Here is a 26,914-nt window from a genome sequence, read left to right as displayed (position 1 = left end):
CATGAGCAATAAACCCTACATAGTAATCATGGCTGGCGGCATAGGATCCCGCTTTTGGCCCTATAGCAGAAGACATAAGCCGAAGCAATTTTTGGACGTTTTGGGTAACGGCCGCACCCTTTTGCAAATGACTTTTGATCGCTTTTCTGACATTGCAGATCCTGAGCAATTTCTAATTATCACCTATTCCAAATATATCGATCAGGTCAAAGAGCAGCTTCCTGAACTCGAAGATCATCAAATCCTTAGTGAGCCGTCCAGAAAAAATACTGCGACTTGCATCGCCTACGCTACGTATAAGATTTTTTCGCAAGACCCTGAAGCAGATTTGATTATCACGCCTGCAGATCATTTGGTCCTCGAGGGAGAAAAATTTATTGAAACTATGAATTTGGCGCTTCGGGTTGCACAGAAGCCAGATCGCCTTGTGACTATCGGGATTACTCCGGATCGTCCAGAAACTGGCTATGGCTACATTCAGTATATCGATAGGGATGGGGAGGAAGCATTTAAAGTAAAAACCTTCACCGAAAAGCCTAATGCCGCTCTAGCGAAAACCTTCCTGGAAAGCGGTGATTTTGTCTGGAATTCTGGCATTTTCGTTTGGAAGGCCGAAAGCTTAATTAATGCCTTGCGGCTTCATTTGCAGGATCTGGCTGAGGTTTTTGAAGAAGGCCTTCCGCAGTTCAATACTAAAACGGAGCTTGATTTTATTCAAAAAGCATATACCCAGGTCAAGAGTATCTCTATAGACTACGGCGTCATGGAAAAATCAGAAGACGTATATGTCATACCAAGTGACTTTGGTTGGTCTGATTTGGGTTCTTGGACTAGTTTGTATGAAATCCGAGAGCAAGATGAAAATAAAAACGTGGTTGAAGCGAACGCCTTACTTTACGATACCAAAACCAGTTTTATCAAGACCGATTCTGACCGATTGGTGGTAGTGAGAGGTCTGGAAAACTACTTGGTGAATGAAGAAGACAATGTTCTTCTAATCTGCCCTATTGATTCGGAAAGTGAAATCCGCCAATTCGTGGCTGATGCTAAGAAAAAAGGAGTCAAATTTATTTAAGAAGCGATTGTTCGCTGACGTAGGGCTTCATAAATCGCCACGCCGGCAGAAACGGAAACGTTCAAACTTTCTATTTGACCCTGCATAGGAATCTTCACTTTGAGGTCGGCGATATTCATCAAATCTGGTGAAATACCATCTTCTTCAGATCCCATGATTAATGCTACTGGATCTGCAAAGTTTGCCTCGTACATGAGAGAATCGGTCTTTTCGGTAATGGCTACCAGCTGGAGTCCTGATTTTTGTAAATCCCTGCAAAGGAAGAATAGATTTTTTACTCGCACGATGGGGAGAAAATTAAGCGCGCCAACAGAGGTTTTGATCGCGTCGGCATTAATTTGGGCACTCCCTTTTTCTGGGATGACGATAGCATGGACACCCGCACATTCTGCCGTTCGGACGATGGCTCCAAAATTCCGCACATCCGTAATTCGGTCGAGGATCAAAATTAGGGGAGATTGACCGCTGGAAAAGCAATTTTCGATCACATGATCCAGTGATGCATAGGAAATGGCTGACATTTGAGCAATCACACCTTGGTGATTTTTTCGCGTGATGCGATTCAGTTTCCCATCTGGTACACGTACTACTGGGATTTGGTGCTCTTTACAAAGTTTGATCAATTCTTTGATCAAGTCATTATTGACTTCTTTCTGGATCAGAACTTTATCCAAGTCCTTACCTGCATGAATAGCCTCCATGACCACTCTTGTACCAAAAATGTAATCTTTTTCCTGCGCTCCTTTTTCTATTAGAAAGCCATCCTTCCGCTTCTCCATTGAGATATACTTTTAAACCATACGGGCTGATAGGCCCTCGAGCGGTTCAGCGTGTAATAGTGTGGGGTCAATACGTTTTTAATTCGCGCAAAGGTAAATTTAATTTTGGAAGATTCGCCCATTCCTCCATAAGTCCATACTTCTCGGTCCTGAGAAAAATTAACTTCATTCGGAGGGCCCATCACTATATAGACCATTCCTTTGTCCGTTTTCCAGCCTTCTTTGAAGTCTGTAAACAAAAGATTCGCAAATTCGATCTGCCGAAAATATTCACGAATTACCTCCTTCGCGGTATCAGGATTTCGAGTCATACCAATCCAATACTCATCTAGCGCCTTCTTTTTATCTTCCGCTTGAAGGAGTTCCTCATGCTCTCTGCGGGTGGAAATGTAGGTCACGATATCCACCATTTCATCCCAATCCTTTACTTTAGGGAAGGCATCATGCGTGGTCTTGATCATGAGACCACCTAGATCGCTGGTATCAGTTTGGAAAAAATAGTATCCCAAATCATCTAGACTTTTTGGTACATTTTCCAGAAAATCACCCTTATCGATCACTTCCAGTTCTTTAGGAACATTGGCTGGCCTAGTTTCCATGGGAGGGTAGGGTACTGGAAACTTAAGGGGGTAGTAAAAAGCATGAATACCTGGCCCGTCAAAGGAATCAAAGATTAAGGATTGTCCTTGGTTGATGTAATTTTGATCGAAGGCCACCCCATTGGCGTAAAATGCACCCACCTTAGCATGCTCGTAGACATAGGAGCTTTTCAGATCGATATGATAGAAGTATTCATCCCCTTGACGTGTATCCAGTACGCTTAACAAGGCTATTTGAGTTTCTTTGGTCGGATCTATTTCTACTTCTTTTTGGAATACCCAATGCCTTTCGGTGTCCATATTGAGATCATTTGCACCTAAAATAACAATCCGATCTTCGGGAATATTTTCCGTGTAGGAGTCCAAGATCGCATAACTCATATTGAATGTGGTCAGACTTGGATTTTCCTCAATCTTCTCGATCTGCATGTGCAAAGTAAACTTGGAGTCATCTGTTTGGATTGGGATGATTTTCAGCCCAACTCTGGCATATCTTGAATAGCGAAGGGATTGATCGAGAGATTCCAAACTTCTTTGCGCAAATGCATTTGGCTGGAAGCCAAAAAAGATAAAAAGTAATACGAATAACAGAAGTTTACTTCGATTCATTGGGTGAGTAGGGTTTACGAAATTAACCTTATTTTTGCCAAAATAGTAAAATTTTATATGGCTACCTATACAACGGAAATTGCCTCTGACAAGTTGATCAGTGACAACCCAATCCACCAAAGATTGCTCAAAGCTTATATCGCAGCACGTCCTTGGATTTCTGGTGAGCTCTTAGAGTTGGGCTGCGGAGAAGGTAGGGGAGTGGAGACACTTTTGCCCTTGGCGAAATCCTATTTAGGTCTTGATAAGATTGGAGAAGTGATCACGAATCTTCGTGAGAAATATCCTGACATTCGCTTCGAGCAAGCTGTAATTCCTCCTTTCAAGACGGTAGCAGATGCATCTTTCGACACCGTGGTCAGCTTTCAGGTGATCGAGCATATCGAAAATGATCGCCTTTTTTTACAGGAAATCTATCGAGTGCTGAAGCCGGGCGGGAAGGCCATTATCTCCACTCCAAACATTAATCACACCCTTTCTAGAAATCCTTGGCATATTCGAGAGTATACCCCTAGTCAATTGACCAGATTGGCAAAAGAAATTTTTGATACAGTCGAATCAAAAGGAATTGGCGGTAACGAAAAGGTATGGGCTTACCATGAGGCCAATAGAGCTTCAGTGCAGAAGATTATGCGCTTCGATATTTTTGATTTGCAGCATAAGCTTCCTGCAGCAGTACTCAGAATGCCTTATGAAATCTTGAATCGACTGAACCGAAACAAGCTACACAAGGAGCAAGGTAAAAGCGTGGTGGATATTTCACACGAGGACTATCTCGTAGTTGACGATCCAGCAAAGGGTTTGGATCTCTTTTATATTCTGCACAAGAAAAAATAAGGGGTTGATTTCTCAACCCCTTTTCCTTTATCTCAAATCGATGTCATCTCCTAGGTCTTGAGGGCCTAAATAGCTTTCTAGTCTTCGCTTAAATTCTTCAGCGATTTCGTCATAGCCACGCTCCCTCAAAAGAGGAATAAAGTATCGAATCATTTCTATAGAAATCAGTATTTCTCGATCGTAATCACGATTTTCACTATCGTAGAACTCTATCATGTCGAGTGATCTATTGCCCACCACATCGATGATCTCAAGGGCTTTGTCCTCTTCTCCGACCTCAAAAAACAGAGGAACAGACTGACCGCTGGAAAGATCGTACGGGATCGCCTCATTTGGCATGACTTCAAGGCCATAGTTTAACAATTCTCGCGCTTTATCCATTTCATTTTCTTCCAGCAGGGCGATTGCCACGGTGTTAATCGAACTTCTATGATTAGATACAAATCGTCTGTACTCCTCATCATAGTATGCATCTGGATTGTCTAGGTTTCTAAACTGGAAATCTTCCATGAAATGCTTGTAGGCAATATCGGTGTTCACCAATTCTTCACGTACGAAATTTGGTTTGCGGATAGGAAGAAGTCGATACGTAAGTCCTTCCATCACGACATGGTCCGATAGATTAAGCCCAATGGTAGCCAAAGAAGTATTGTTAAAATAGATCGGTCTGTCCCAATTATTGTTTGTAATCAGGTCTATCAGCATTAAGCTTCCCTTTGTAAGGTATTGTCCTTTCACTTGAAGGTTCATCTGATCCGTGAATAGGCTTTTAAACTGTGAAGGAACAATTTCATCATTGTAAACAAAGCTGCTATCTACATCCAAAATCAAATTTTTGGAAGGAACCATGTTGATGACACTTTTACCTCCAGTTTTCATGTTTAGCCTTGGGTCATTAGACCTGATTAGGGATAAATAAGCTCTCACCGAGATTGCTGAATTCTCTTCATCTTGCCCAGTGACATACAATACGTCATTGGTTCCTTTTTGAAAGTTTTCTTTGGTCAGTGAAAATGGCAAAGCCTCAGACTCATTTACAGGTCGGGTCATCTGCTCCACATACCAATCCGTATCAAAATAGGAGAGCACTATCACTCGTACGTCCGTACGGAATCCTTCTACCTCCTGAACATACCAAAGTGGGAAGGTGTCATTATCTCCGCCGGTGAAAAGTATGGCATTTGGCGCGCACGAAGCCAAGAAATTTCGTGCAGAATCCACCGAGAAGTAGCGGCCATCTCGATTGTGATCATCCCAGTTTTGCACTCCCATGAGTCCGGCTACAGGAAGGGTGATCAAAGTGGCTATGATGCCTGCTGTGGCTAGGTTTTTATTCATTTTAGCTATTCCATGAGCAATGGCCAAAACACCCATTCCTATCCAAATAGCGAAAGCATAGAAGCTACCCACATAGATATAATCCCGCTCTCTTGGCTCCACTGGTGGGGAATTCAAGTAGACCACCAGTACTGCTCCCATCATCAAGAAGAGCATTAAGTTGACGTAGAAGGATTTTGAGTCTTTTTTGTATTGAAAGAAAAAGCCAACCAAGCCTAAGATTAAGGGTAACATAAAGTAATTATTATGCCCCTTGTTTTCTTTGATGTAATCTGGGAATTTATCGCTGAAAGCATCCGTCAGTCCAATCCAAGGTGCATCGCTGAAATCTGACTCTCTACCTGAGAAATTCCACATAAAATAGCGGAAATACATTTGCCCTAGCTGATGGGAAAACATAAAGTAGATATTGTCTCCGAAAGTCGGATCTTGGCCTTCTCGCAGTCCTAATTTTTGGCGGTAAATCCGCTTATGATTTTCTTGAGTGGAATAGACCCTGGGGAAAATCGTTGTTTTGGTAGGGTCATAAGTATTCACCAGTTCATAGTCTACGATCTCGTATTTGTCATCCCCTTTCAGGTATATCGGAGATCCTTCTACTTGGTCCACAAGCTTTGCTGTGAAATATTGACCATGGAGCAAGGGTCTATAGCCATACTGCTCCCGCTTGAGATAAGACACATAGCTAATGATATCTTTCGGTGCATTTTCATTGATCACTGGGTCTTGATTTGCTCTGACTACGATCAAGGCATAACTGCTATACCCGATTAGGATAAAGACTAGAGAAAGTAAAATGGTATTGAGAGTAGCAGTTTCTCGCTTCATCGAGTATCGGAAGGCGAAGTAAAGTGCTGTAAAAAAGGCTATTGAAAAGAAAATGATTCCAGACCCAAAAGGCAATCCAAGGCTATTCACGAAGAAAATCTCCATATTTCCAGCCAAGCTCGGTAGTCCTGGGATAATCAGATTATTTATAATGACCAAAGTAACCCCACCCAAAATAAAGGCTATGATTGAGCCTTTGAGGTTTGGTTTGTCGGTCTTTTTGAAGTAATAAATCAAGGCTAAAGCAGGCAGTGCCACCAAGTTTAGCAAGTGAACACCAATCGAAAGACCTACCAAATAGGCAATAAAAATAAGCCAACGGTTTTCTTTCCTCGGATCTGTAATCACATCCCACTTTAAGACTGCCCAAATGACGATGGCGGTAAAAAAGGAGGACATGGCATACACTTCCGATTCAACAGCTGAAAACCAAAAACTATCCGAAAAGGTGTAACAAAGCGACCCGACGATCCCAGCCCCCATAAGCGCGATAGTCTGTCCTTTGCTTTCTTCATTTGGCTTAATACCAAAGAGTCGCTGACCAAATAGGGTAATGGACCAGAAGAGAAAGAGAATGGTAAATCCAGAGAATAGTGCACTACCAATATTCATCCAATACGCTATTTCAAGCGTGTCTCCCAGTGCGAGAAAGCTAAACATCCGATAGACCAAAAGGAAAAATGGAGCTCCAGGAGGGTGAGGTACAGACAGCTTGTAAGATACAGCGATAAACTCTCCTGGATCCCAGAAACTAGCAGTGTCTTCTACCGTAATGATATATACTAAGGTGGCCAGGACAAAAACCACCCAGCCGGTGATATTATTTATTCGCTTAAAATTCAGCATTTCGTCTCGTAGATTGGAAGGGCGAAAATAAAAAAATAAAAACCAAAGGAGGGTTTTTTAGCACTTTTTAAATAAGTGAGCCTTGTTTTTTATCTGTGACATTCGTTACTGATCCGAACCTATTCGCGCCGTACTTTTGTTCACATAGAAATTCAGAAAAATTATGAAAGAGCAACCAAAAAGCTTTCAGCAACTAATCGACGGAGACCAACCCGTATTGGTGGATTTTTTTGCCACATGGTGTGGTCCCTGTAAAATGATGCAGCCTATCTTGGAGGATACTGCAAAAGCGTTGGGAGAGAAAGTGAAAATCGTCAAGGTGGATGTTGATAGAAATCAGATGGCCGCTAGCAAGTTTCAAGTTCGCGGTGTACCCACATTGATTCTGTTTCACAAAGGCAAGATCCTTTGGAGAGAATCGGGAGTGGTACCGGCACATCAACTTTCTCGGGTAATAGAAGAAAATATTGCTCAGCATGCCTAAAGCCATAATGTGACAATTGTCATAGATGCCTTACTTTATGTATTTTATTTTTGTTGAAGAAATTAGAAAAAACTAACAATATGAAAATCGAACAAATTTACACCGGATGTTTGGCCCAAGGAGCCTATTATATCGAGTCTGATGGCGAAGCCGCAGTGATCGATCCATTAAGAGAAGTGCAGCCTTATATCGAAAAAGCAGAGCGCAGAAATGCAAAGATTAAGTATGTTTTCGAAACACACTTCCATGCAGATTTTGTTTCTGGTCATAAAGATCTCGCTGCTAAGACGGGTGCAGATATTGTATATGGTCCTACCGGAATGAAAATGGGATTTGATGCCATTGTAGCAACAGACGGACAGGAATTTCAGATTGGTAAGGCAAAAGTGAAGGTGATTCACACACCAGGACACACGATGGAGAGCTCATGTTATTTGCTTTACAATGAAGAAGGTAAGCCTGAAGCGATCTTTACCGGTGATACCTTGTTCATTGGTGATGTAGGAAGACCTGATTTGGCTCAAAAGGTTGTAGCTGATTTGACTCAGGACAAACTTGCAGCGCACCTTTATGATTCTTTGAGAAATAAAATCATGCCTCTTCCAGACGATTTGATCGTCTATCCAGCACACGGTGCAGGCTCGGCTTGTGGTAAAAATATGAGCAAGGAGACATCTGATACGCTAGGAAATCAAAAGAAGACCAATTACGCGCTTCAGGAGATGACCAAAGAGCAATTTATCAAAGAAGTAATCACGGGATTAACACCTCCTCCAGCATATTTCCCTCAAAATGTGATGATGAATATCGAAGGCTACGATAGCATTGATGATGTATTGGAAAGAGGGGTAAATCCACTAAGTCCAGAAGCTTTTGAAGCTGCAGCTAATGAAACTGGAGCTTTGATTTTGGATACAAGAGCCCCACAGGTATTTGCCAAGGAATTTGTACCAAACTCTGTAAATATTGGAATCGATGGAAGCTTTGCCGTATGGGTAGGCGCGATGATTCCGGATTTGAAGCAAGAAATCCTTGTGATTACTGACGAAGGAAGAGAAGAAGAAGTAATCACGAGGCTGGCTAGAGTGGGTTATGACTATGCTTTGGGATATCTCAAGGGCGGAATTGCTGCTTGGAAAGCTGCGGGAAAAGAAACAGATCATATTGAGTCGATTTCCGCACAGGAGCTTGCCGACAGAAAAGCCAAGAATTCAGAAATCAATATTCTGGATGTAAGAAAAAATAGCGAATTCATGTCTGAGCATGTGATCGGAGCTGAAAATGCCCCATTGGATTACATTAATGATAGCATGCTCAAAGTGAACAAGGACAAGACCTACTATGTACATTGTGCTGGTGGATACAGATCTATGGTCTTCAATTCCATTCTCAGAGCGAGAGGGTATGACAACTTGATCGATGTGGATGGTGGATTCAAGGCTATCAAGGAGTCTGAGAAGTTTGAGGTATCGGATTACGTTTGTCCTACTACCTTACTCTAAGAAAAATAGAAGTTTTCATACTGAAAATGGCAGGCCGAAAGGTTTGCCATTTTTAGTTTGAGGATTACCAATGTGACTAAAGTCACATCACTATGATAAGAAGAGTTGTCAACTTTGTTTTGCTCGTGGCGGGTTTGGTCTTATCTGAAAAGGCCTATTCTCAGCATGGAGAAACGGAGCATCTAACAAGTGATTCGGACAAAACGTTGTTCGGAAAAGTATTGCAAAGTGGTGAGTTTGAGTTTCACTTGCGGTCATATTTCATGGCTACGCAAAACCAAGGAAGTCTTTTAGACTATAGCACTTGGGGTTCCGGAGCTGGCTTGGGATATTTCTCCCCAAGATGGAAAGGATTGGGAGTAGGTTTTAGTGGATTCTTTGTGTTTAGACATTTTGAAAATAATGTCATTAAGCTGGATCCGACTACTCAAAGCCCAAACCGCTATGAAATATTGCTTTATGATCTCCAGCATCCATCCAATCGTGCACATTTGGATCGACTCGAGGAGTTTTTCATCAGTTATGAAAAAGAATCCTTGAGTATTTGGGTAGGAAGGCATCATTTCAATAGTCTGCTGCTGAACGCCTCAGATAACAGAATGCGGCCGAACCTATTCAGCGGGGTTTCAGTTGGATTTAAGCCAGGAAGGTTTGGAGTGAAGGCGGCTTGGTTTTCCCACGTCATTTCTCGAGGGTCTTTAGAATGGCTTTCTGTTGAAGAGTCTTTTGGCTTATACAACACAGGAAGAAATCCATTGGGCTCATCAGAAGATTATAAACATCATATCGATTCAGAAGGAATCGCTACTGTAGGATTAGATTTTACATCTGATCGTTTGAAAATTGAATCTTGGAATTATCTGGCACAGGGAGTCTTTGGACTTTCTATGATTCAGGCCAAAGGCCAATTGCCTACCAATTCAGGTCCTCAAGTTCTTTGGGGAGTTCAGGGTTTTTATGAAAGCGCTGTGGGTAATGGGGGGAATGAAAATCCAGAAAAAGCTTACATCCTTCCCGATGAAAAGTCTAATGGTTTTGGCTTGCAAGGAGGTTTGAAATGGGTAAATAGCCAACTGACGCTAAACTATCTGAATATTTCAGACCAGGGAAGGTTTTTGTTCCCTCGAGAATGGGGACGAGAGGAGTTCTTTGTGAGTTTACCACGTGAGCGTTTTGAAGGATTGGGTGGAGTGGATGTGAAAATGGTACGATTCGATCAAAATCTTATCCAAGAAAAGCTAAAAATTGGTCTAGGAGCATCCTATGTGAATAATCCAGACCAGGATAATCTTCGGCTCAATAAATATGGAATACCAGATTATTACCAGTTTTCAGCGCTTGCAGATTACCGGTTTGGAGGATTCTTCAAAGGCTTAGACTTCCAGCTTTTAGTGGTTGGCAAAAAGGCAACTGCGAATCAGGAAGTGTCTTTAGAAAATATGATTAATAAAGTAAATATGATCAACTACAGTTTGATCTTAGATTATAGGTTTTAAAATAAATAGAAAATGAACGGAATTATTGAATGGATTTCTCAACCCTGGCCATGGTATGTGGCAGGTCCGATGATTGGACTGACCGTACCTGCGCTATTGATCTTGGGGAATAAAACTTTCGGAGTGTCTTCTTCACTTCGTCACATTTGTGCGGCTTGTGTACCTGCTGGAATCCCTTTTTTCACTTACAATTGGAAGAAGGAACTTTGGAACCTTGCCTTTGTATTGGGAATAGGAATCGGTGGTTTATTGGCCACTCAGCTCCTGTCAAACCCGAATGAAATAATCATCGCGGAAAGTACGATGAGTGATCTTGAGGGCCTAGGAATTACCAACTTTTCAGGATTGATGCCCACAGATATTTTCACTTGGGAAAATCTATTTACAGCCAAAGGACTGCTATTCTTCGTGATTGGTGGGTTTTTAGTTGGATTTGGAACACGATACGCAGGAGGATGTACTTCTGGGCATGCGATTATGGGTATTAGTTCCCTTCAATGGCAGTCTGTCGTAGCGACTATTTTCTTCATGCTTGGAGGAATTTTCATGACCCACGTATTATTGGGTCCATTAATGAATTGGGTTGGGTTTTAATTAAGAAAAGATGAAGGTTTTAGAAAAAGATAATATTGTATGCGATGCGCCTAATTCTCAGATCCGAGAAGAGCGAAATTTGGAGCTATTGAAATACCTCATTCTCGGGGTGCTTTTCGGAGTCATTTTTGTGAAAGCTGAGATCATTTCTTGGTACAGAATTCAGGAGATGTTCAGATTTCAATCCTTTCACATGTACGGAGTAATTGGATCTGCCGTGGTTACTGGGATTATTTCAATTCAAGTAATTAAGCGGTTTGGAATCAAGACGATCAAAGGCGAGAAAATATTTATTCCCAACAAGGAGTTCCGTAAGGGACAGATTATTGGTGGATTTATCTTCGGCCTAGGTTGGGCGATTACGGGTGCTTGTCCAGGCCCTTTGTTTGCTCAGATTGGAAGCGGATACTCTGTAGTATTGGTGACGCTAATCAGTGCTCTCGCAGGTACTTGGGTTTATGGTAAATTAGCTCCAAAGCTTCCGAATTAAGGAAAAACAAAAAATAATGAAGGCCGATCTAAATAACTAGATCGGTTTTTTTATTCAAAAACGCGCTTGATAATGAAGCGGATCATAAGAATGATGACGACCAGGATCGACCCTACAATTACAAATTCCATGCGTTACCTTTGGTAGAGGAACACGAGCGGAGGCAAATAGTTTTCTTTAATCTCTGTGATATTTGATTTTCTTTTAATCTTAGTAAATTTCGTCGCTTAAAGACCTATCATTTTCATGAATCCCTTAAAAAAGCGCCGAATTGCTCTCGGTAGTCTATTTTTTTTTCTCGGCCTTTGTTTTGCCAGTTGGGCCTCCAGAATTCCTGAGATTCAATCAAAGTTTGACTTGTCAGAAGGTCAATTAGGGACCTTACTTCTCTGCTTGCCTATAGGGTCGGTTCTGGGCTTGCCAATTGCTGGATGGCTCGTGCATAAGTACGGTAGTCGTGTCGTAATCATCTGGGGCGGGGCATTGTATGCCATTGCTTTGCCTCTCGTGGGTTTGAGCCCGACTACTTGGGCCATTGCATTGGTTTTGGTTCTGTTTGGACTCCTGGGAAATGTGATGAATATCGCGGTCAATACACAGGCTCTGGCGCTGGAAGATGACTACGGAAGAAGTATTTTGGCTAGTTTTCATGGTTTATGGAGCTCAGCAGGTTTTGTGGGTGCAGGTATTGGTGCGGCCATGATTTTTCTAACATTATCTCCTAGCACACATTTCCTGTTCATTACTATCCTTTCATTCTTCATTATCTTTTTGGCAAGACCTTTTGTTGTGAAAGAGGCTAAAGCGCCGAGTGGTGGGGGCTTGGTTTTGAAAAAACCTGATGACCTACTCTTACGGGTTGGTTTGATCTCCTTCCTTGGCATGATGTGCGAGGGTTGTATGTTTGACTGGAGCGGTGTGTATTTCAAAAAAGTTGTGTTGGCGGACCCGACATTGGTAGCGACTGGCTATGTGGTATTTATGGGCGCCATGGCGTCTGGAAGATTTCTTTCAGATCGATTGACAGCGAGATTTGGTAAAGTTCAAATTATTAGATTCAGTGGCCTTTTGATTTTTTCAGGTTTGATTCTTGCGGTTCTAATGCCCTATTACTGGGTAGCGACATTAGCCTTTTTAATGGTAGGGTTTGGCGTGGCGGCAATTGTTCCCCTCTCTTACAGCATTGCCGGCCGAAGTAAAATATATTCTCCAGGTGTTGCTTTGGCCATTGTTTCCACCATTGCGTTTTTTGGTTTTCTCTTGGGACCACCGCTGATCGGCTTTATTGCAGACTTGTTTAATTTGAAAGTGTCCTTTGCTTTGATTGCTCTAAATGGACTAGGGATTATGATTTTAGCGAGCTATCGCAAAGAGATTTTTGATGTAAAACCAGCAAAAGCATGAAGGTAAATGGTCAAGATTTCCAATTTGGAATGGAAGCTGAAGTTCACTCATTTCAGGTAAGCCCTGAAGGGAAAATCAGCACCTATGCACTTGCAGATTGGTTTCAAGAAATTGCCTGGAGACATGCTAATTCTGCTGGATTTGGGACGAATTTATCAGAAAATCATCAAATGTGGGCATTGGCTCGATTAGCAATAAAAGCAGAAAAAAGACCCGCATGGGGGGAAACGATGAAAATCTACACTGCTGGCAGGGGGGTGAATAAAATTTTTGCATTTCGAGAATTCCTGCTCACCGATCTTGATGGAAATCCCTTGGTCACAGGCATGAGCAGTTGGCTGTTGTTAGATTCTGTGAGCAAGAGACCTCAGCGTCCTGAATCAGTATTGCCAAAGGAATTGTTCGATCCTGAACTCAAACCCATGTGGGAACCAGAAAAGGTACAAGCACAAGGAGAGATCAAAAATCAGATTCATATCCAAGTGAAGCCCTCAGATCTTGATCTTAATCGGCATGTAAACAATACCATTTATATTCGATGGGCGGAAGACTTGATTATTCAGGCTGGTCTTGAACCAAAGTTTTGTGGTATAAATTACCTTTCTGAATGTCACTTGAATGACGAAGTCACCCTTGAACTATTTGAATCCGAGGGAGATTTTTTTGTGGAGGGAAAGGTCAAGGAAAAGAGAGTGTTTTCTAGCCATTGGGCCTAGAAAAATTAGCCTAAGAGGTAAAGATTTTTTTATTCATGTGATTTTGATCACAGCGCTTGCGGTGGCTTAGCTGCATTTTTGTATAATTAAAGAGACTATGGAAAAGCAAGGAAAATCCTTTTTGCAGCTTCTTATTTCAATGGTGGCACTGTTGGTTCTCACTACGGTTCTTGTAGCCGTTTTGGGATTTGCCATTTTCATTTCCACTAGTGGAGTTGCACCTTCATTTGAAGCAGAAATGACCGCTGCGGTGAGTGAGCCAGCTATGGCTAAAGCTCCATCAAATTCATTGATGGACCCAGTGGGAATGTGGCTACCGCCAGCTTGGAGCGAGGTGGAAAGTGAGCTGAATGCGGATGAAATTAAATATGGCAAAGAACTGATTGCCAATACAGCGGAATATCTTGGTCCGAATGGTAAGGTTCGAAAAATTTCTAATGGACTTAATTGCCAAAATTGCCACTTGGACGCGGGACGAGTTCCGTTGGGAAATAATTATGGAGGTGTTTCTGCTAATTATCCCAAAGTCCGAAATCGTTCTGGCGAACTAGAAGATATTCCCAAGCGAATCAACGATTGCTTTGAGCGCAGTCTTAATGGAGAAGCCTTGGAACTAAGCAGCCCAGAAATGAAGGCTATGGTGGCTTACATGGAATGGCTAGGAAAGGATACTCCCAAGGGAGAAAAGCCCAAAGGGGTAGGGTTGTATTCCGTGCCGCTTCTGGATCGTGCGGCAGACCCCGTCAAAGGGAAAACAGTTTATGATCGTCAGTGCGCAAGTTGTCACATGGCAGATGGGTCTGGCGTCGCCAAACTTGATGGTACAGGCTATGTGTACCCACCACTTTGGGGAGATCACAGTTACAATCAAGGAGCAGGTTTATTCAGACTCTCTCGGTTTGCCGGATACGTGAAAGCAAATATGCCCTTTGGTGCTACATATGAGAATCCAATGCTGACAGATGAAGAGTCATGGGATGTCGCAGCCTATGTCAATAGCTTGGAAAGGCCGAGTAAAAACCTATCTGGGGATTGGCCAGATATTTCAAAAAAGCCCATGGATCATCCTTTTGGGCCTTATGCAGATCCTTTTACAGAGGAACAACATAAGTTTGGTCCTTATCAAGGGATCCTAGCAGCCAAAGAAGGGAAATGAAGCGTTTTTTGATTCTGATTTTCTTTGGCCTTGTATTACAGACTAGCCATGCTCAAGAAGAGAAGTCTGTAGATATCAAGCCTGATTTCCATTTGAGGACATTCTGGATGAGCTCTACGTACCCGTCTGACTTCAAAGATGACTATGCCTTGGGCACCAGCCTAAATCTTGGTACTAAAATATCATTTCAGAAAAATTGGAATTTTCAAATCGGGTATCGTGTCTTCGCTAATGTATTGAGCTCGGATATTTGGTCTCCAGATCCTCTAAGTGGACAATCCAATCGCTACGAAACCGGACTTTTTGATCTCCTTAATCCCGGTGATAGTTTCTTTGGCAAATTAGAAATACTCAACCTAGGATATAACTCAGACAAATGGGGAGTCAAAGTGGGGAGGTTTGGAATCAATACTCCTTGGATCAATCCTCAGGACGGAAGGCTGTCTCCCACAGGTATAGAGGGTGTTCAGGGTTGGTTTGCTCCAAATGAAAATTGGAGAATCGAGGCATGGTGGATCAATAGAATGAGTGTACGCGGTACCTCTAGATGGCTCGGTGTGGGAGAGAGTATTGGTGTATTTCCCGTCGGCCGAGATGTGTTTGGCAAAGCCTCAAAGTATTCTGGAAATACAAATTCGGATTTTGTGGGGCTTTATCAAGTTGACTACAGTAGAGATAAGCTAGGAAAGATGTCTCTTTCTCAGACTTACGTGCAAAATATCTCTAACACCTTGGATCTTTCATGGAACAAGGATTGGAGTATGAAGGGCTCAAAAGCCAAGTGGATTAGTGGAGCTCAAATTGGTTTTCAACACGGGATAGGTGATGGAGGCAACTCTTTAGATAGTCTCGCATACAAAAGCCCTGAGGATCGAAATTGGTACCTGTCCACGCGATTTGGCTGGAGGAATTCCAAATGGCTAACCCATATGAACTTCACTCGAGTAGGAGGCGATGGGAGATGGCTCAGTCCTAGAGAATGGGGTAAAGATCCGTTTTTTACCTTTATTCCAAGAGAAAGGAACGAAGGTTTTGAATCTGTGACTGCAGCGACTTGGTTTGCCTCTTATACTATGCAGGATTTTCCTCTGGAGATTTATGGGGTAATTGGAATCCACCAAATTCCATCCACTTCAGATGCTCAGGCCAACAAGTACAATTTCTCATCTTATCGACAGATTAATTTCGGATTAAAATATAGACCCAAAGGACTCCCCAGGACTAATTTTCATCTGCTTGTGATGAATAAAGAAGCTTTGGATTCGGAAGGGCTTACTCCAAATCAGCGATACAATAAGGTGGAGCTGTGGCACGTGAATTTCATATTTGATATTTACCTGAATTAGGATTTTCAGTAGGCAAAAACAATCCTCAGTAAGTCAATCAGAGTTTAGGGGTTGTGACGTTATGGGCTTTTCCCAACAGGGGCTATCAATTGATCATAAAAATACTTAATGGATTGATTTACTTATTTTTATGATTATTCCGGTTCTGATTTTAAAGGATTTTCCTGATTAGGTTTTGAATATATTTATCATCACCTTTGTATCAATTCCTCAAAGTAAAACGTACTTTGATCGATTCCAAAGTGGAATTTGATTGATTTATGTGCCAAAGTAGTATAGTAAGGGTTTTTATCTAGATAGGTTTACATCTTTTTTATTACTTGCTTGATTGAATTTCTTCCGAAGAATAAATGAAAATTCAAGCATGCACCTTTTCTCTAGGAACCTTATTAATTACTTAAATTGAATACCTATTAAAACTGTAAGATTCTCGGAATCAGAACTTTCTGAATTTTCGAAAACCCTCAGATCGAGAGTTTATGGACATTTCAAGTCCACAAATCGCTCAAAACACGCCAATACTGGCATGGTCATAAAGACTATCTTGTTGGTTTCGCTTTATCTTGTTCCCTACATCTTCGTGATTACCGGAGTAGCCTCTACCACTTGGCAGATGTTTGCGTGCTTCATACTTTCTGGTTTTGGCATGGCCGGCGTGGGTATGGGCGTAATGCACGATGCAAACCACGGTTCATATTCTTCCAAAAAATCAGTGAATAAATGGATTGGTCATACCATAGATATGGTAGGGGCGAGTTCTATTGTTTGGAAGCTTCAGCACAACGTACTTCATCACAGCTATACCAATATAGATGACCATGATGATGATATTAATGCGCCTTTCTTTTTGAGATTTTCTCCAAATGCACCACAGAATAAGTTACACCGCTATCAGCATCTGTACGCTTGGTTCTTCTATTCACTTTCTACATTATCATGGGTGACAGTTAAGGATTTTATCCGACTGAAGAGATATTATAAAAAAGGCTTGGTAAAAAGTGAGCAGGAGTATAAACAAACCGTTTTGAAGCTTATCGCTTACAAAGTGGCCTATTTTACATTTGCTCTAGCTCTGCCCATTATTTTCTCGCCATTTTCGGCTGGAATGATCATTCTTGGGTTTATTTTGATGCATTTCGTTACTGGATTCACTATTACAATGGTTTTCCAGATTGCTCATATTGTAGAAGATGTCGACTTTCCTCAGCCCAATGAATTGGGAATTGTGGAGGGAGAACGGATCTTACACCAATTGGCTACTACTTGTAATTTTGCTCCAAAGAATAAAGCCTTGTTTTGGTTTATCGGTGGTTTGAATTTTCAGGTCGAACACCATTTGTTTCCGGATATTTGTCATGTGCACTATTTGGAAATCTCCAAAATCGTCAAAGCTACTGCTGAAGAATTTAATGTACCTTACCATTCCAAGCCTCATTTCATTTCAGCGGTTTTAGATCATTTTAGAATGCTCTATGTATTAGGAAGGACTCCAAAATTAGAAGCCGTCAAGGCCTAAAAAATAAACGACAAAACGGGCTTTCTCTAAGAAAGAACAGGAATAGCCTATAAAAATAATAACTGTCTGTTGAGCAGTTTCCAGTATTGAAATCTAAGCAGGCAAGATCACATGATCCAAAAATAGAAAGACTAATTGTGATCAAAACCCATCTGGAGTTTCCAGAAAAACAAAAATCAATTTCAATTAAATAGTAGAAAAAATGAATGAAGGAACAGTAAAATTCTTTAACACGACCAAAGGCTTTGGTTTCATTACTCCAGATGACTCAAGTGAAGACATCTTCGTACACATGAGTGGTCTTGTGGATGATATCCGTGAGAACGACAAGGTAGAATATGAGCTTGTACAAGGCAAAAAAGGCGTGAATGCAGTGAATGTAAAAGTAGTTAAGTAAGATCTTAATATATATATCACAAGGTAAAGCCAGAATCTTTCGAGATTCTGGCTTTTTTTTTAGCCTAATTTGACTTGATTATCCAGTTCCATCCCGGCTTCTATTTGGTCCAGGTTGAGTAAGGTCACTCGGGCAATTTCGCTCAATGCTTCATGGGTGAGAAATGCTTGATGGCCCGTGATCAGTACGTTTGGAAAGGTCATGAGCCTTGCGATCTGCTCATCCTGAAGGATTTCTTCAGAAAGATTTTGAAAGAATAAGTTTTCTTCCTGCTCGTACACATCTATCCCCAAAAACCCAATTTTCCCTTTTTTCAGACCGGAGATCGCATCCTTTGTATTAATCAAAGCACCTCGACTGGTATTGATGATGGTTACTCCGGCTTTCATTTTTTGAAGAGCTTTCTTATTGATCATATGGAAGGAATCTTCCGTGAGTGGGCAGTGCAGGGAGAGAATATCGCTTTGATTGAGTACGTCTTCGAGCGGTAAGTACGAGACCCCCAAGTCCTTCATCTTTTGATCTGGGTAGAGATCATAAGCCAAAATCCTACAGCCAAAGCCCATAGCTATACGAATGAATGCCTTTCCTATGGCACCGGTACCGATGACCCCGATGGTTTTTTGATGAATATTGAAACCTGTGAGACCAACCAGGGAAAAATTGTTGTCACGAACTCGATTAAATGCCTTATGTGTTTTCCGGCTCAGGGTGAGAAGCAAGGCAAAAGAATGTTCAGCTACGGCCTCTGGACTATAGGCAGGTACACGGCAGATTGTGAAGTCTAGTACTTTAGCGGCTTCCAGATCTATTTGATTAAAGCCCGCGCATCGAAGCACTACTTTGTTGATTCCAAAACCATTTAATTTTTCCAAAATGGCTTGGTCTAAATGATCATTAACAAAGGAACAAATGGCATCGAAGCCTTTGGCGAGCGGAGCAGTATCTAAATCTAGTTTGGCTTCGAAAAAGGTGAAATCATGTCCGGATCCATCCAGTTGGGCTTCAAAACTCTTTTGTTCGTATGGCTTGGTATTAAAGAAGGCTACTTTCATTTTTGTAATTTTTGTTCATCATATATGGCTAATTGGTTTCTAAATCTTGAATGTCTATTTTCAGCAAAAAAGAACAGATAAATGAAACAGTTATTCACCTGTATAATAATTATAATTTCTCTTGTAGCATGTGGACAAAAGAGTGAAATTCAGATTCTTGAAGAAAAATTTGATGAGTCTAGCTTAAATTCATCCTCATTTGACCCAGAACTTCTCGTGGAAAAACCAGATTCAGTATTACGACACGTTGTTTTCTTCTCCTTTAAAGCGGAAACTTCAGAGGAAGAAATCAACACGGTAGTCGACGCTTTCCGAGAATTAAAAAATAAAATCCCAGGAATTATATCCTTTGAGTGGGGTGTGAATTCAAGCCCAGAAGAGCTCAATCGAGGGTTAACTCATGCCTTTACACTTACCTTTCACACGGCTCAAGCAAGAGATGAGTATCTTCCTCACCCAAGTCACAAGGAATTTGGAGAAATTCTCGGTCCCCATCTGGACCAAGTTCTTGTTGTGGATTATTGGGCCAGACCCTGATTATTGACTGTAAGGGAGTTCCTTGTTCGTTGCGCTGGCAGACTCTCTCACCATGAGTACTTCGGTGACGAGGAAATTACTAGTGCCACGCCAAGGGAGCATTCCGTTAAATTCTTCATAGCGAAGCTCAACATGCTTTCCTGAGGATCGTTCGAGTTGAAGTGCGACTTCTTCATCCACCACGCTGAATCGAAACTCGTTACTTTGCAATTCTCCAGCGCTTGGACTTTGGAAGCCCTCTTGCACTATTCGGCCTTCGTAAGTTTTGAAAATCACACCCTTTTTCACAAAATAGTTCAAGCTTCCAGCTTTGACGCCTTCGCCGAAAACAAAGTAAAATTTGTACCAAAAAATCCCTGCAAAAACGAAAAGGAGCACAATGCCCATGATCCAAGCAAACTTCTTCATAGCGGTTGATTAATTTTTAGAATCGAAAAATAGGAAATTAAACTTATGATTTCATAGTGAGTTTTAAATCTATGCAGCAATCACTTTTTTCAAAACCAATTCAAAATCTATTACCTTTTGATGGGGAGGCCTTCCTATTTCCTGAGTTTATTTCTTCGAAGGACTCAGATTTGTTTTTTGAAAAGCTTCAAAATAATATCCAATGGAAGCAGGAGCCCATTAAAATTTTTGGAAAAGAAATCATGCAACCGAGATTGACTGCTCTTTATGGAGATTCTTCAATTCCGTATGGATACTCTGGGATTAAAATGATCCCTTTTCCTTTCACTTCCGAGCTGATGTATATTCGGGAAAGAGTTCAAGATATTGCACAGACGGACTTTACACATGTCCTGCTGAATTACTATCGAGACGGTCAGGACTCTATGGGCTGGCATCGAGACAATGAACCTGAATTGGGGCAAAATCCCACCATAGCTTCAGTGAGCTTCGGTCAGAGTCGGGAATTTCAGATGCGCTATTATTCAGATAAGAAGCAAAAAGTATCTTGCGAGCTCACCTCAGGAAGTTTACTACTGATGCAAGGTTCGACTCAGCACTTTTGGGAACATCAAATCCCAAAGCGGAAGCGGATTCATGGAGGTCGCATCAATCTAACTTTCAGAAAAGTATTTGCATAAAAAAAGCCGGCTTAGCCGGCTTTCAATGTTTACTGGACTACCCAAAGATAATCTCCGTAGCCTTGGGCTTCCATTTCCTCTTTAGGAATGAATTTCATCGCTGCTGAATTCATGCAATAACGAAGGTTGGTCGGTTCAGGTCCATCATAGAACACATGGCCAAGATGGCTATTGCCTAATTTACTTCTTACTTCTACTCGCGTCATTCCTAAAGTTTTATCGACAGGTTTGTCGATAATTCTTGCATCGATTGGCTTGGTAAAGCTAGGCCATCCGGATCCAGACTCGTACTTGTCTTTGCTGCTGAATAGGGGAGCTCCAGAAACGATACACACGTAGATTCCTTCTTTCTTATTGCCATTGTATTCATTTTGGAAGGCATATTCTGTAGCATCTTCCATGGTTACTTCGTATTGCAAAGGCGTCAATTTTTCTTTTAACTCACTTTTCTTCATCGCTGGATATTTGTCAGCAGTGAGCTCAGGCCAATGCTTCTTTATGAAGGCATCTCTTCCCGAACCATTTCTGTATGCATAATATTCAGTAGGGTTCTTCTTATAGTAATCCTGATGATATTCTTCTGCCTCATAAAAATTAGTGAATTTGATGATAGGGGTCGCGATTTTTTTATCAAATCTTCCAGACTTGTCAAGGGCTTTTTTGGATTCCTCAGCCACCTTTTTTTGTTGTGAAGAATGATAGAAAATTGCAGATTCATACTGCGTCCCTCGGTCGTAAAAAGATCCACCCACGTCTGTTGGGTCGAAAGTTTGCCAGAAAATATCCACAAGCTCGGCATAGCTGATTACTTCAGGGTCAAAGGCAATTTGTACAGATTCTCTGTGCGAAGTCTGGCCACTAGCCACTTGGTTGTATGTTGGGTTTTTCTCTTTGCCACCGGCATAGCCACTGACTACTGATAGCACCCCATCAATTCCTTCGAAAGGTGCCTCTACACACCAGAAACAGCCTCCAGCAAAGGTGGCTAACTCCGTATTTGCGGGAAAGTCGGTTAGTTGAAACGTAGTCTCCTCAGCCTCTTCACTTTGATTGGGGCTCGCGCATGCGCTCATCATAAGCGCGAATACAGCGCTGAAAATTGTCGTAAGCATATTATTTTGGTTCATATTTAAAATTCTCCTTTGGATTGCATAAACAAGCAAAAGCTAAAATCTGTTCAGAGAAGGAGCTAATCTGCCAAGTTCTCGTTGAAATTCTGTTTTAAAACTTGTTAAATGCGGTCAATTTGCCGACCGAAAACTTGGGATAACAAGCCTCAAAGACCATTGATAAGGTGCATTTTCCGAAAGACTAGCAAATCTGTACTCAATCAAAAAAATCAGAGAATTGGATATGATTATTTCTAATTTCACCCTGACTAAGCCCATGATTTCCATGCCGAAAAAATTATTATTTGCCGTTTTATTTTTAGGAATGATCTCTTGTCAGACTGAAGAAAAAGGAGATCCTTTTGCCACAGTGGCGCCAGAAGAAACGAGATTTACCAAAATAGCTCTTGTGGAAGGCCTAAATGAACCTATGGAGTTGGAGGTTTTGCAAAATGGGGATGTGCTTATTATCGAGAGAAACGGGCTTTTAAAAAAGTATATCAGGGATTCGAAAGAGCTTATAGAAATTGGTTCATTGGAAGTTTATCCAGATGGTGAAGATGGTTTGTTGGGAATGGCCAAGGATCCTAATTTTGAAGAAAATCAGTGGCTTTATTTGTATTACGCTCCGCTAAAAGGTGCCTCTATCAATAGACTTTCAAGGTTTACAGTGGTGGAGGGACTTCTAGACAAAAGTACCGAGATCGTCATGTTGGAAGTACCAGTATTTAGAGGCTGCTGTCATTCTGGTGGATCGGTAGAGTTTGATGGAGAAGGAAATCTTTATGTCTCTCTTGGAGATGATACCACACCTTTTGAATCCGATAATTATAATCCAATTGATGAGCGACCCGGACGTCCTGAAAATGTAGATGCACAACGCTCATCCGGTAACTCAAATGACCTTCGGGGTTCGATCATCCGAATCACTCCACAGCCTGATGGTACTTATACTATTCCGGAGGGCAATCTATTTCCAGCAGATGACCCGCTTTCTCGTCCTGAGATCTACGTCAAAGGAAATCGTAATCCATACCGAATTGGAATAGACCAGCGAAACGGAAATTTATTCTGGGGCGAAGTGGGGCCAGATGCCTCAGAGGACAGCTTGAGAAGAGGTCCGAAAGGACATGATGAAATCAATTTGGCTACCAAAGCTGGTTATTTTGGATGGCCTTATTTTGTTGGAAACAACAAGCCGTACTGGAAGTACGATTTCGAGAAGCAAGAAAGCTTGTTTGAGTTTGACCCAATGGCGCCTAAAAACACATCTCCAAATAACACCGGGATTGAAATTTTGCCTCCAGCCACTCCAGCTTTGATTTGGTATCCTTACGGAGCGTCAGAGGAATTTCCTATGCTTGGAGAGGGTGGTAGAAACGCAATGGCTGGACCAGTTTACTATCGAGATGATTACGCGGATAGTGAGGTTCGGTTTCCGGGATATTATGACGGAAAGGTATTCGTCTATGACTGGATGCGAAACTGGATATTCACCGTATCGCTGACTGAAAATTTCGAATACGACACCATGGAGCGCTTTATGCCAAACACGGTTTTTGATAAGCCAGTTGATATGCAATTTGGGCCAAATGGTGATCTGTACCTTTTGGAATATGGCACGTTCTGGAGAGCTCAAAATGATGACTCAGGCCTCTATGTGATCGAGTTTGCGCCTGGCAATAGAAAGCCAAAAGCTGTGGCAGATGCCTCTGTCAAAAAAGGAGCAGCACCTTTAAAAGTTGATTTTTCCTCTGTTGGAAGTATGGATTTCGATCCAGAAGATCAATTACAATATGAATGGACCTTTGGTCTTGCTGGTGCCAATTCAGCTGAAGCTAATCCTAGCTATACTTTTGAAGATCCAGGAGAATACACCGTGGAGCTTACCGTTACGGATCGGGAAGGATTAGAGAGTAAGGCTAATGTTGTGATTCAAGTAGGGAATCAGCCTCCAACAGTTGCAATCAATTGGGAAGGAAATCGAAGCTTTTATTTCGGTAAGGATCAAATCAAATATGAGGTCCTTGTTGAGGACATGGAGGATGGTACTGTTGATCCTGGCAAGGTTGATTTTTCTATTGATTATCTAGCTGGAGGGTTTGACCTTATCCAAATTGGTCATCTAGAAGAGGAGCTTTCTGTGGGAGAGCGATACATTAATGAATCAGGGTGTAAAGCTTGCCATGCAATAGCCAATGCGTCTGTTGGACCAACCTACAACGATGTCTCTGAAAAATATGCTGGTCAAACAGATGCGAAGGCCTATTTGACTGATAAAATAAAAAATGGAGGAGGAGGAGTCTGGGGTGAGCGAGTCATGCCAGGACACACACACTTAGCCGACGACCAAATCGAAACCATGGTTGACTTTATTTTGGCGCTAAAGGACCCTAACTATGGTGACGAAAGATTACCTCTCAAAGGTGAATTTCCTATCACAGAAGTAGATAATGTGGAAGGATACTATGTGGTTCAGGCAGGTTACACTGATGGAGGAGCCAATGGAATTGCTCCGATCAGGACTCAATCCCAATTCATACTGCGGAATGCCACACTTCCAGCTGTCCAAGGAAATGAATATAAAGGTGCAGCAAAGGCCAACACGGATGTGGATCAATTTGTCAAATTTACAGAAGACAAGAGTTGGGTGAGATTTGCAGGAATTGATTTGTCTTCAATAAACCAATTGAAATTATTACTAAATCCCGGAGGTACAAAAGGGTCCATAGAAATCCGAATTGGCTCCTTAGATGGCAAAGTAATCGGCAAAACAAAAACCCTTTCACAAGCCGATCGACCTTCAGGGGCTTCCGGAAATTGGTTTCCAGAGATAATTCAAATCGAAAAAACGGACAGCGTCCAAGACATTTACTTTATTTTTGAAGCTGCTTCGGATGTGTCCATCTGGAATACCTTCAATCTTTATTCTATTCAATTCAGTAGATAATTTACAATTCACCCATGAACAAACCTATCGCCCATTTTGGGGCAACACTATTCCTTTTCATAGGATTGACAGCTAGTAGCCATGCCCAATCAAATGACACCATTCCTGAGGGACGACTGCAAGAAGTCACAGTCACGGCCCAAAAACAGCCCGAGGACCTTCAAAAAGTACCCTTTTCAGTTTCCGCTCTGGATGCAGAGCAAATTGATCGTCAAAATATCTGGAATGTCCGAGAGCTTCGGTCAGTGATTCCCAACCTTTACTTTGCCAATCCTGGCGACAATAGAAATGTAATTTCATTGCGAGGAATCACCACCACGTCTTATGAGCCAGCTGTGGCAACTTATGTGGATGGCGTGAATCAATTTGGCCTAGACACTTATTTCTTCAACCTGAATGATATCGAAAGTATTGAGGTGCTCCGAGGCCCACAAGGTACACTCTATGGAAGAAATGCCATGGGTGGCGTAATCAATATCAAAACCAAACTACGGTCTGAAGAGCTGTCTGGTTTTGCCAAAATTACCGCTGGGAATTATGGCCTGACGAGAGTTGCGGCAGGAATTCGAGCTCCTTTGAGTCCTGAGAAGCTTTATTTCAATACGACATTTTTGTCTGAACGAATGAATGGTTTTTATACCAATACCTTCTATGATTCAAATTTTGATAGCCAAAGAATCACGAATTTCAACGCAAGTTTGCAGTATTATTTTGCTAAAAACTGGGATGTTACGGCAAACTTTAAAGTGACTAATAACAGAAATGATGGTGCTTTTGCACTTGCGCCAGATCCAGATTCTGCAATTGAAAATCCTTTTGTGGTAAGTCAAAATGCGACAACTACAATGGTGGACAATACCACCAATACGTCTGTAGTTTTCAGAAATAATGGTCCAAAGTTCAATTTCTTTTCACAGACAGCATTCCAGACGAATTATAGATATTATCGGGATCCAATTGATGGAGACTTTTCTCCATTGGATGCTGTATCTATTGTGAATAATTACGGGAATGATTGGAATACCAATAAGGTTTGGACTCAGGAATTCAGACTGGGAGCTTCTGCCGATCGTTTGGATTGGCAAGTTGGCTTTTTCGGGTTTATCTCAGATGCGCCTACTCGCCAAGGAATCTTCTTTGGGGAAGATGCTGGATTGATCGGTTCACCAAGTACTAATATTACTATCATCAACACTAATATTCAAAAATCATCTGGTGCTGCTGTTTTTGCCCAAGCTACCTACAGCCTTACGGAAAAACTGGCGCTAACCGGAGGACTGAGGTTTGACTATGAGGAAAAGGAATTGACCGTGGGCCAGGAAGTAGACCTTGGAGGTGGAGATCCTTTGGTTCCGCAGGCTGATACCACCGGTACTGCAGATTTCACTGCCATCACGCCGAAGCTCGCGCTTGCCTTTGCCTCGACTGAGGATCAAAATTGGTTTGTGAGTTATAGCAGAGGATTTCGACCAGGAGGTTTGACACAGATAGGTTCTGACCCTTCTCAGCCACCATTATTTGCTTATGACCCTGAGTTTTCAAATAACTTTGAGATAGGAGTGAAAAACTATTTCAATGACCATAGGATTCGATGGAATGTGGCGGTATTCTACTCAGGGATTTCTGACGTGCAGGTACCCGCCTTAATTTTGCCAGATGCCATCGTGATTACAAGTAATGCAGGTGACGTGACGAGTTTTGGAATCGAATCAGAGTTTACAACTCTTCTCGGAAGGAATTTGACTTTTGATTGGAATTTTGGTTATACCAATGCCACCTATGATCAACTTGAATTACCGGGTGAGGACGGCACCGTTGATTATTCAGGAAACAATCAGATTTTTACACCCAATTACACTTCATTTGTTGCGCTAGAGTACACCCCAAAATTCTTTAACCATGAATCCATCAAATGGCTCTTCCGCGGAGAATGGCAATCGTTTGGAGAGCAATTCTTTAATTTGGAAAACACCATTTCTCAAGATGCCTTTAGCCTGCTGAATGCAAAAGTGGGAGTGACAAATGATACTTGGGAGTTGAATTTTTGGGCTAGAAATATTCTGGATGAAACGTACGTAGATTATGCATATAATTTTGGTGCGTCTCACTTAGGAAACCCATCGACTTTTGGCGGTGAGATTCTATTCAGATTTTAACCTTATG

General features: G+C 41.8%; 23 protein-coding genes. 17 read left to right on the top strand and 6 right to left on the bottom strand.

Annotated elements, in window-relative coordinates:
• Position 1: 1 nt before the first annotated feature.
• The gene (locus ACFOSV_RS16495; protein WP_377907148.1) at positions 2 to 1,075 is read left to right on the top strand and encodes a mannose-1-phosphate guanylyltransferase; all 1,074 of its coding nucleotides are present in this window, start codon (positions 2 to 4) and stop codon (positions 1,073 to 1,075) included.
• Here ACFOSV_RS16495 and rlmB read toward each other — a convergent pair.
• Positions 1,072 to 1,854, bottom strand: a complete 783-nt coding sequence (gene rlmB, locus ACFOSV_RS16490) for a 23S rRNA (guanosine(2251)-2'-O)-methyltransferase RlmB (RefSeq protein WP_377907147.1) — start codon at positions 1,852 to 1,854, stop codon at positions 1,072 to 1,074. The two genes, ACFOSV_RS16495 and rlmB, sit on opposite strands and share 4 nt — an antisense overlap.
• Positions 1,827 to 3,062, bottom strand: coding sequence for a GWxTD domain-containing protein (locus tag ACFOSV_RS16485; protein WP_377907146.1), 1,236 nt, complete (start codon positions 3,060 to 3,062; stop codon positions 1,827 to 1,829). The genes rlmB and ACFOSV_RS16485 overlap by 28 nt, the downstream gene beginning before the upstream one ends.
• Positions 3,063 to 3,119: 57 nt before the next feature.
• Between ACFOSV_RS16485 and ACFOSV_RS16480 the strand changes: the two genes are divergently transcribed.
• On the top strand, positions 3,120 to 3,899 hold the full coding sequence (locus tag ACFOSV_RS16480; protein ID WP_377907145.1) for a class I SAM-dependent methyltransferase: 780 nt from the start codon (positions 3,120 to 3,122) through the stop codon (positions 3,897 to 3,899).
• A gap of 27 nt (positions 3,900 to 3,926) precedes the next feature.
• On the opposite strand, the gene ACFOSV_RS16475 is transcribed toward ACFOSV_RS16480, so the two are convergent.
• Positions 3,927 to 6,911 (bottom strand): protein O-mannosyl-transferase family, encoded by a 2,985-nt coding sequence (locus ACFOSV_RS16475; RefSeq protein WP_377907144.1) that lies wholly within the window; start codon positions 6,909 to 6,911, stop codon positions 3,927 to 3,929.
• 163 nt (positions 6,912 to 7,074) lie between these two features.
• On the opposite strand from ACFOSV_RS16475, the gene trxA reads away from it, so the two are divergent.
• The 11 genes from trxA (at position 7,075) to ACFOSV_RS16420 (ending at position 18,012) form a co-directional block, all read left to right on the top strand.
• Positions 7,075 to 7,395, top strand: coding sequence for a thioredoxin (trxA, locus tag ACFOSV_RS16470; protein WP_377907143.1), 321 nt, complete (start codon positions 7,075 to 7,077; stop codon positions 7,393 to 7,395).
• An 80-nt stretch (positions 7,396 to 7,475) separates the two neighbouring features.
• Complete coding sequence (locus tag ACFOSV_RS16465) at positions 7,476 to 8,897, top strand: MBL fold metallo-hydrolase (protein ID WP_377907142.1); 1,422 nt, start codon at positions 7,476 to 7,478, stop codon at positions 8,895 to 8,897.
• Between the two features lie 92 nt (positions 8,898 to 8,989).
• Positions 8,990 to 10,393 (top strand): hypothetical protein, encoded by a 1,404-nt coding sequence (locus ACFOSV_RS16460; RefSeq protein WP_377907141.1) that lies wholly within the window; start codon positions 8,990 to 8,992, stop codon positions 10,391 to 10,393.
• 12 nt (positions 10,394 to 10,405) lie between these two features.
• A complete protein-coding gene (locus tag ACFOSV_RS16455) occupies positions 10,406 to 10,987 on the top strand; it encodes a YeeE/YedE family protein (protein ID WP_377907140.1) in 582 nt (193 codons plus the stop codon).
• Between the two features lie 10 nt (positions 10,988 to 10,997).
• The gene (locus tag ACFOSV_RS16450; protein ID WP_377907139.1) at positions 10,998 to 11,477 is read left to right on the top strand and encodes a DUF6691 family protein; all 480 of its coding nucleotides are present in this window, start codon (positions 10,998 to 11,000) and stop codon (positions 11,475 to 11,477) included.
• 246 nt (positions 11,478 to 11,723) lie between these two features.
• Entirely contained in the window at positions 11,724 to 12,881 is a 1,158-nt protein-coding gene (locus ACFOSV_RS16445; protein WP_377907138.1) for an MFS transporter, read from the top strand.
• A complete protein-coding gene (locus ACFOSV_RS16440; protein ID WP_377907137.1) occupies positions 12,878 to 13,597 on the top strand; it encodes an acyl-[acyl-carrier-protein] thioesterase in 720 nt (239 codons plus the stop codon). The genes ACFOSV_RS16445 and ACFOSV_RS16440 overlap by 4 nt, the downstream gene beginning before the upstream one ends.
• A 97-nt stretch (positions 13,598 to 13,694) precedes the next feature.
• Entirely contained in the window at positions 13,695 to 14,753 is a 1,059-nt protein-coding gene (locus tag ACFOSV_RS16435; RefSeq protein WP_377907136.1) for a c-type cytochrome, read from the top strand.
• Positions 14,750 to 16,099, top strand: coding sequence for a hypothetical protein (locus tag ACFOSV_RS16430; RefSeq protein ID WP_377907135.1), 1,350 nt, complete (start codon positions 14,750 to 14,752; stop codon positions 16,097 to 16,099). The genes ACFOSV_RS16435 and ACFOSV_RS16430 overlap by 4 nt, the downstream gene beginning before the upstream one ends.
• Before the next feature lie 526 nt (positions 16,100 to 16,625).
• A complete protein-coding gene (locus ACFOSV_RS16425) occupies positions 16,626 to 17,615 on the top strand; it encodes a fatty acid desaturase family protein (protein ID WP_377907134.1) in 990 nt (329 codons plus the stop codon).
• 202 nt (positions 17,616 to 17,817) lie between these two features.
• Positions 17,818 to 18,012, top strand: coding sequence for a cold-shock protein (locus ACFOSV_RS16420; protein WP_377907133.1), 195 nt, complete (start codon positions 17,818 to 17,820; stop codon positions 18,010 to 18,012).
• A gap of 59 nt (positions 18,013 to 18,071) precedes the next feature.
• Here the strand turns inward: ACFOSV_RS16420 and ACFOSV_RS16415 are convergent, their stop codons facing one another.
• Complete coding sequence (locus ACFOSV_RS16415; RefSeq protein ID WP_377907132.1) at positions 18,072 to 19,067, bottom strand: 2-hydroxyacid dehydrogenase; 996 nt, start codon at positions 19,065 to 19,067, stop codon at positions 18,072 to 18,074.
• A gap of 81 nt (positions 19,068 to 19,148) precedes the next feature.
• On the opposite strand from ACFOSV_RS16415, the gene ACFOSV_RS16410 reads away from it, so the two are divergent.
• Positions 19,149 to 19,604 (top strand): Dabb family protein, encoded by a 456-nt coding sequence (locus tag ACFOSV_RS16410; protein WP_377907131.1) that lies wholly within the window; start codon positions 19,149 to 19,151, stop codon positions 19,602 to 19,604.
• Here ACFOSV_RS16410 and ACFOSV_RS16405 read toward each other — a convergent pair whose 3' ends face one another.
• Complete coding sequence (locus ACFOSV_RS16405) at positions 19,605 to 20,012, bottom strand: hypothetical protein (RefSeq protein ID WP_377907130.1); 408 nt, start codon at positions 20,010 to 20,012, stop codon at positions 19,605 to 19,607.
• A 71-nt stretch (positions 20,013 to 20,083) separates the two neighbouring features.
• On the opposite strand from ACFOSV_RS16405, the gene ACFOSV_RS16400 reads away from it, so the two are divergent.
• Positions 20,084 to 20,692: an alpha-ketoglutarate-dependent dioxygenase AlkB family protein gene (locus ACFOSV_RS16400; RefSeq protein ID WP_377907129.1), complete on the top strand. Its 609-nt coding sequence runs from the start codon at positions 20,084 to 20,086 to the stop codon at positions 20,690 to 20,692.
• A gap of 29 nt (positions 20,693 to 20,721) precedes the next feature.
• On the opposite strand, the gene msrA is transcribed toward ACFOSV_RS16400, so the two are convergent.
• On the bottom strand, positions 20,722 to 21,804 hold the full coding sequence (msrA, locus tag ACFOSV_RS16395; protein WP_377907128.1) for a peptide-methionine (S)-S-oxide reductase MsrA: 1,083 nt from the start codon (positions 21,802 to 21,804) through the stop codon (positions 20,722 to 20,724).
• Between the two features lie 283 nt (positions 21,805 to 22,087).
• Here msrA and ACFOSV_RS16390 point away from each other — a divergent pair, with 283 nt between their 5' ends.
• Positions 22,088 to 24,751 (top strand): PQQ-dependent sugar dehydrogenase, encoded by a 2,664-nt coding sequence (locus tag ACFOSV_RS16390; RefSeq protein ID WP_377907127.1) that lies wholly within the window; start codon positions 22,088 to 22,090, stop codon positions 24,749 to 24,751.
• A gap of 14 nt (positions 24,752 to 24,765) precedes the next feature.
• Positions 24,766 to 26,907 carry a TonB-dependent receptor gene (locus ACFOSV_RS16385; RefSeq protein WP_377907126.1) on the top strand — a complete coding sequence of 714 codons (2,142 nt, stop codon included), beginning with the start codon at positions 24,766 to 24,768 and terminating at the stop codon, positions 26,905 to 26,907.
• Positions 26,908 to 26,914 lie beyond the last annotated feature (7 nt).

Origin of the sequence: Algoriphagus namhaensis, assembly GCF_042649705.1 — a bacterium.
Lineage (GTDB): Bacteria > Bacteroidota > Bacteroidia > Cytophagales > Cyclobacteriaceae > Algoriphagus > Algoriphagus namhaensis.
Note: the sequence above shows the minus strand (reverse complement) of the source record. Positions and strands in the feature narration are given on the sequence as shown.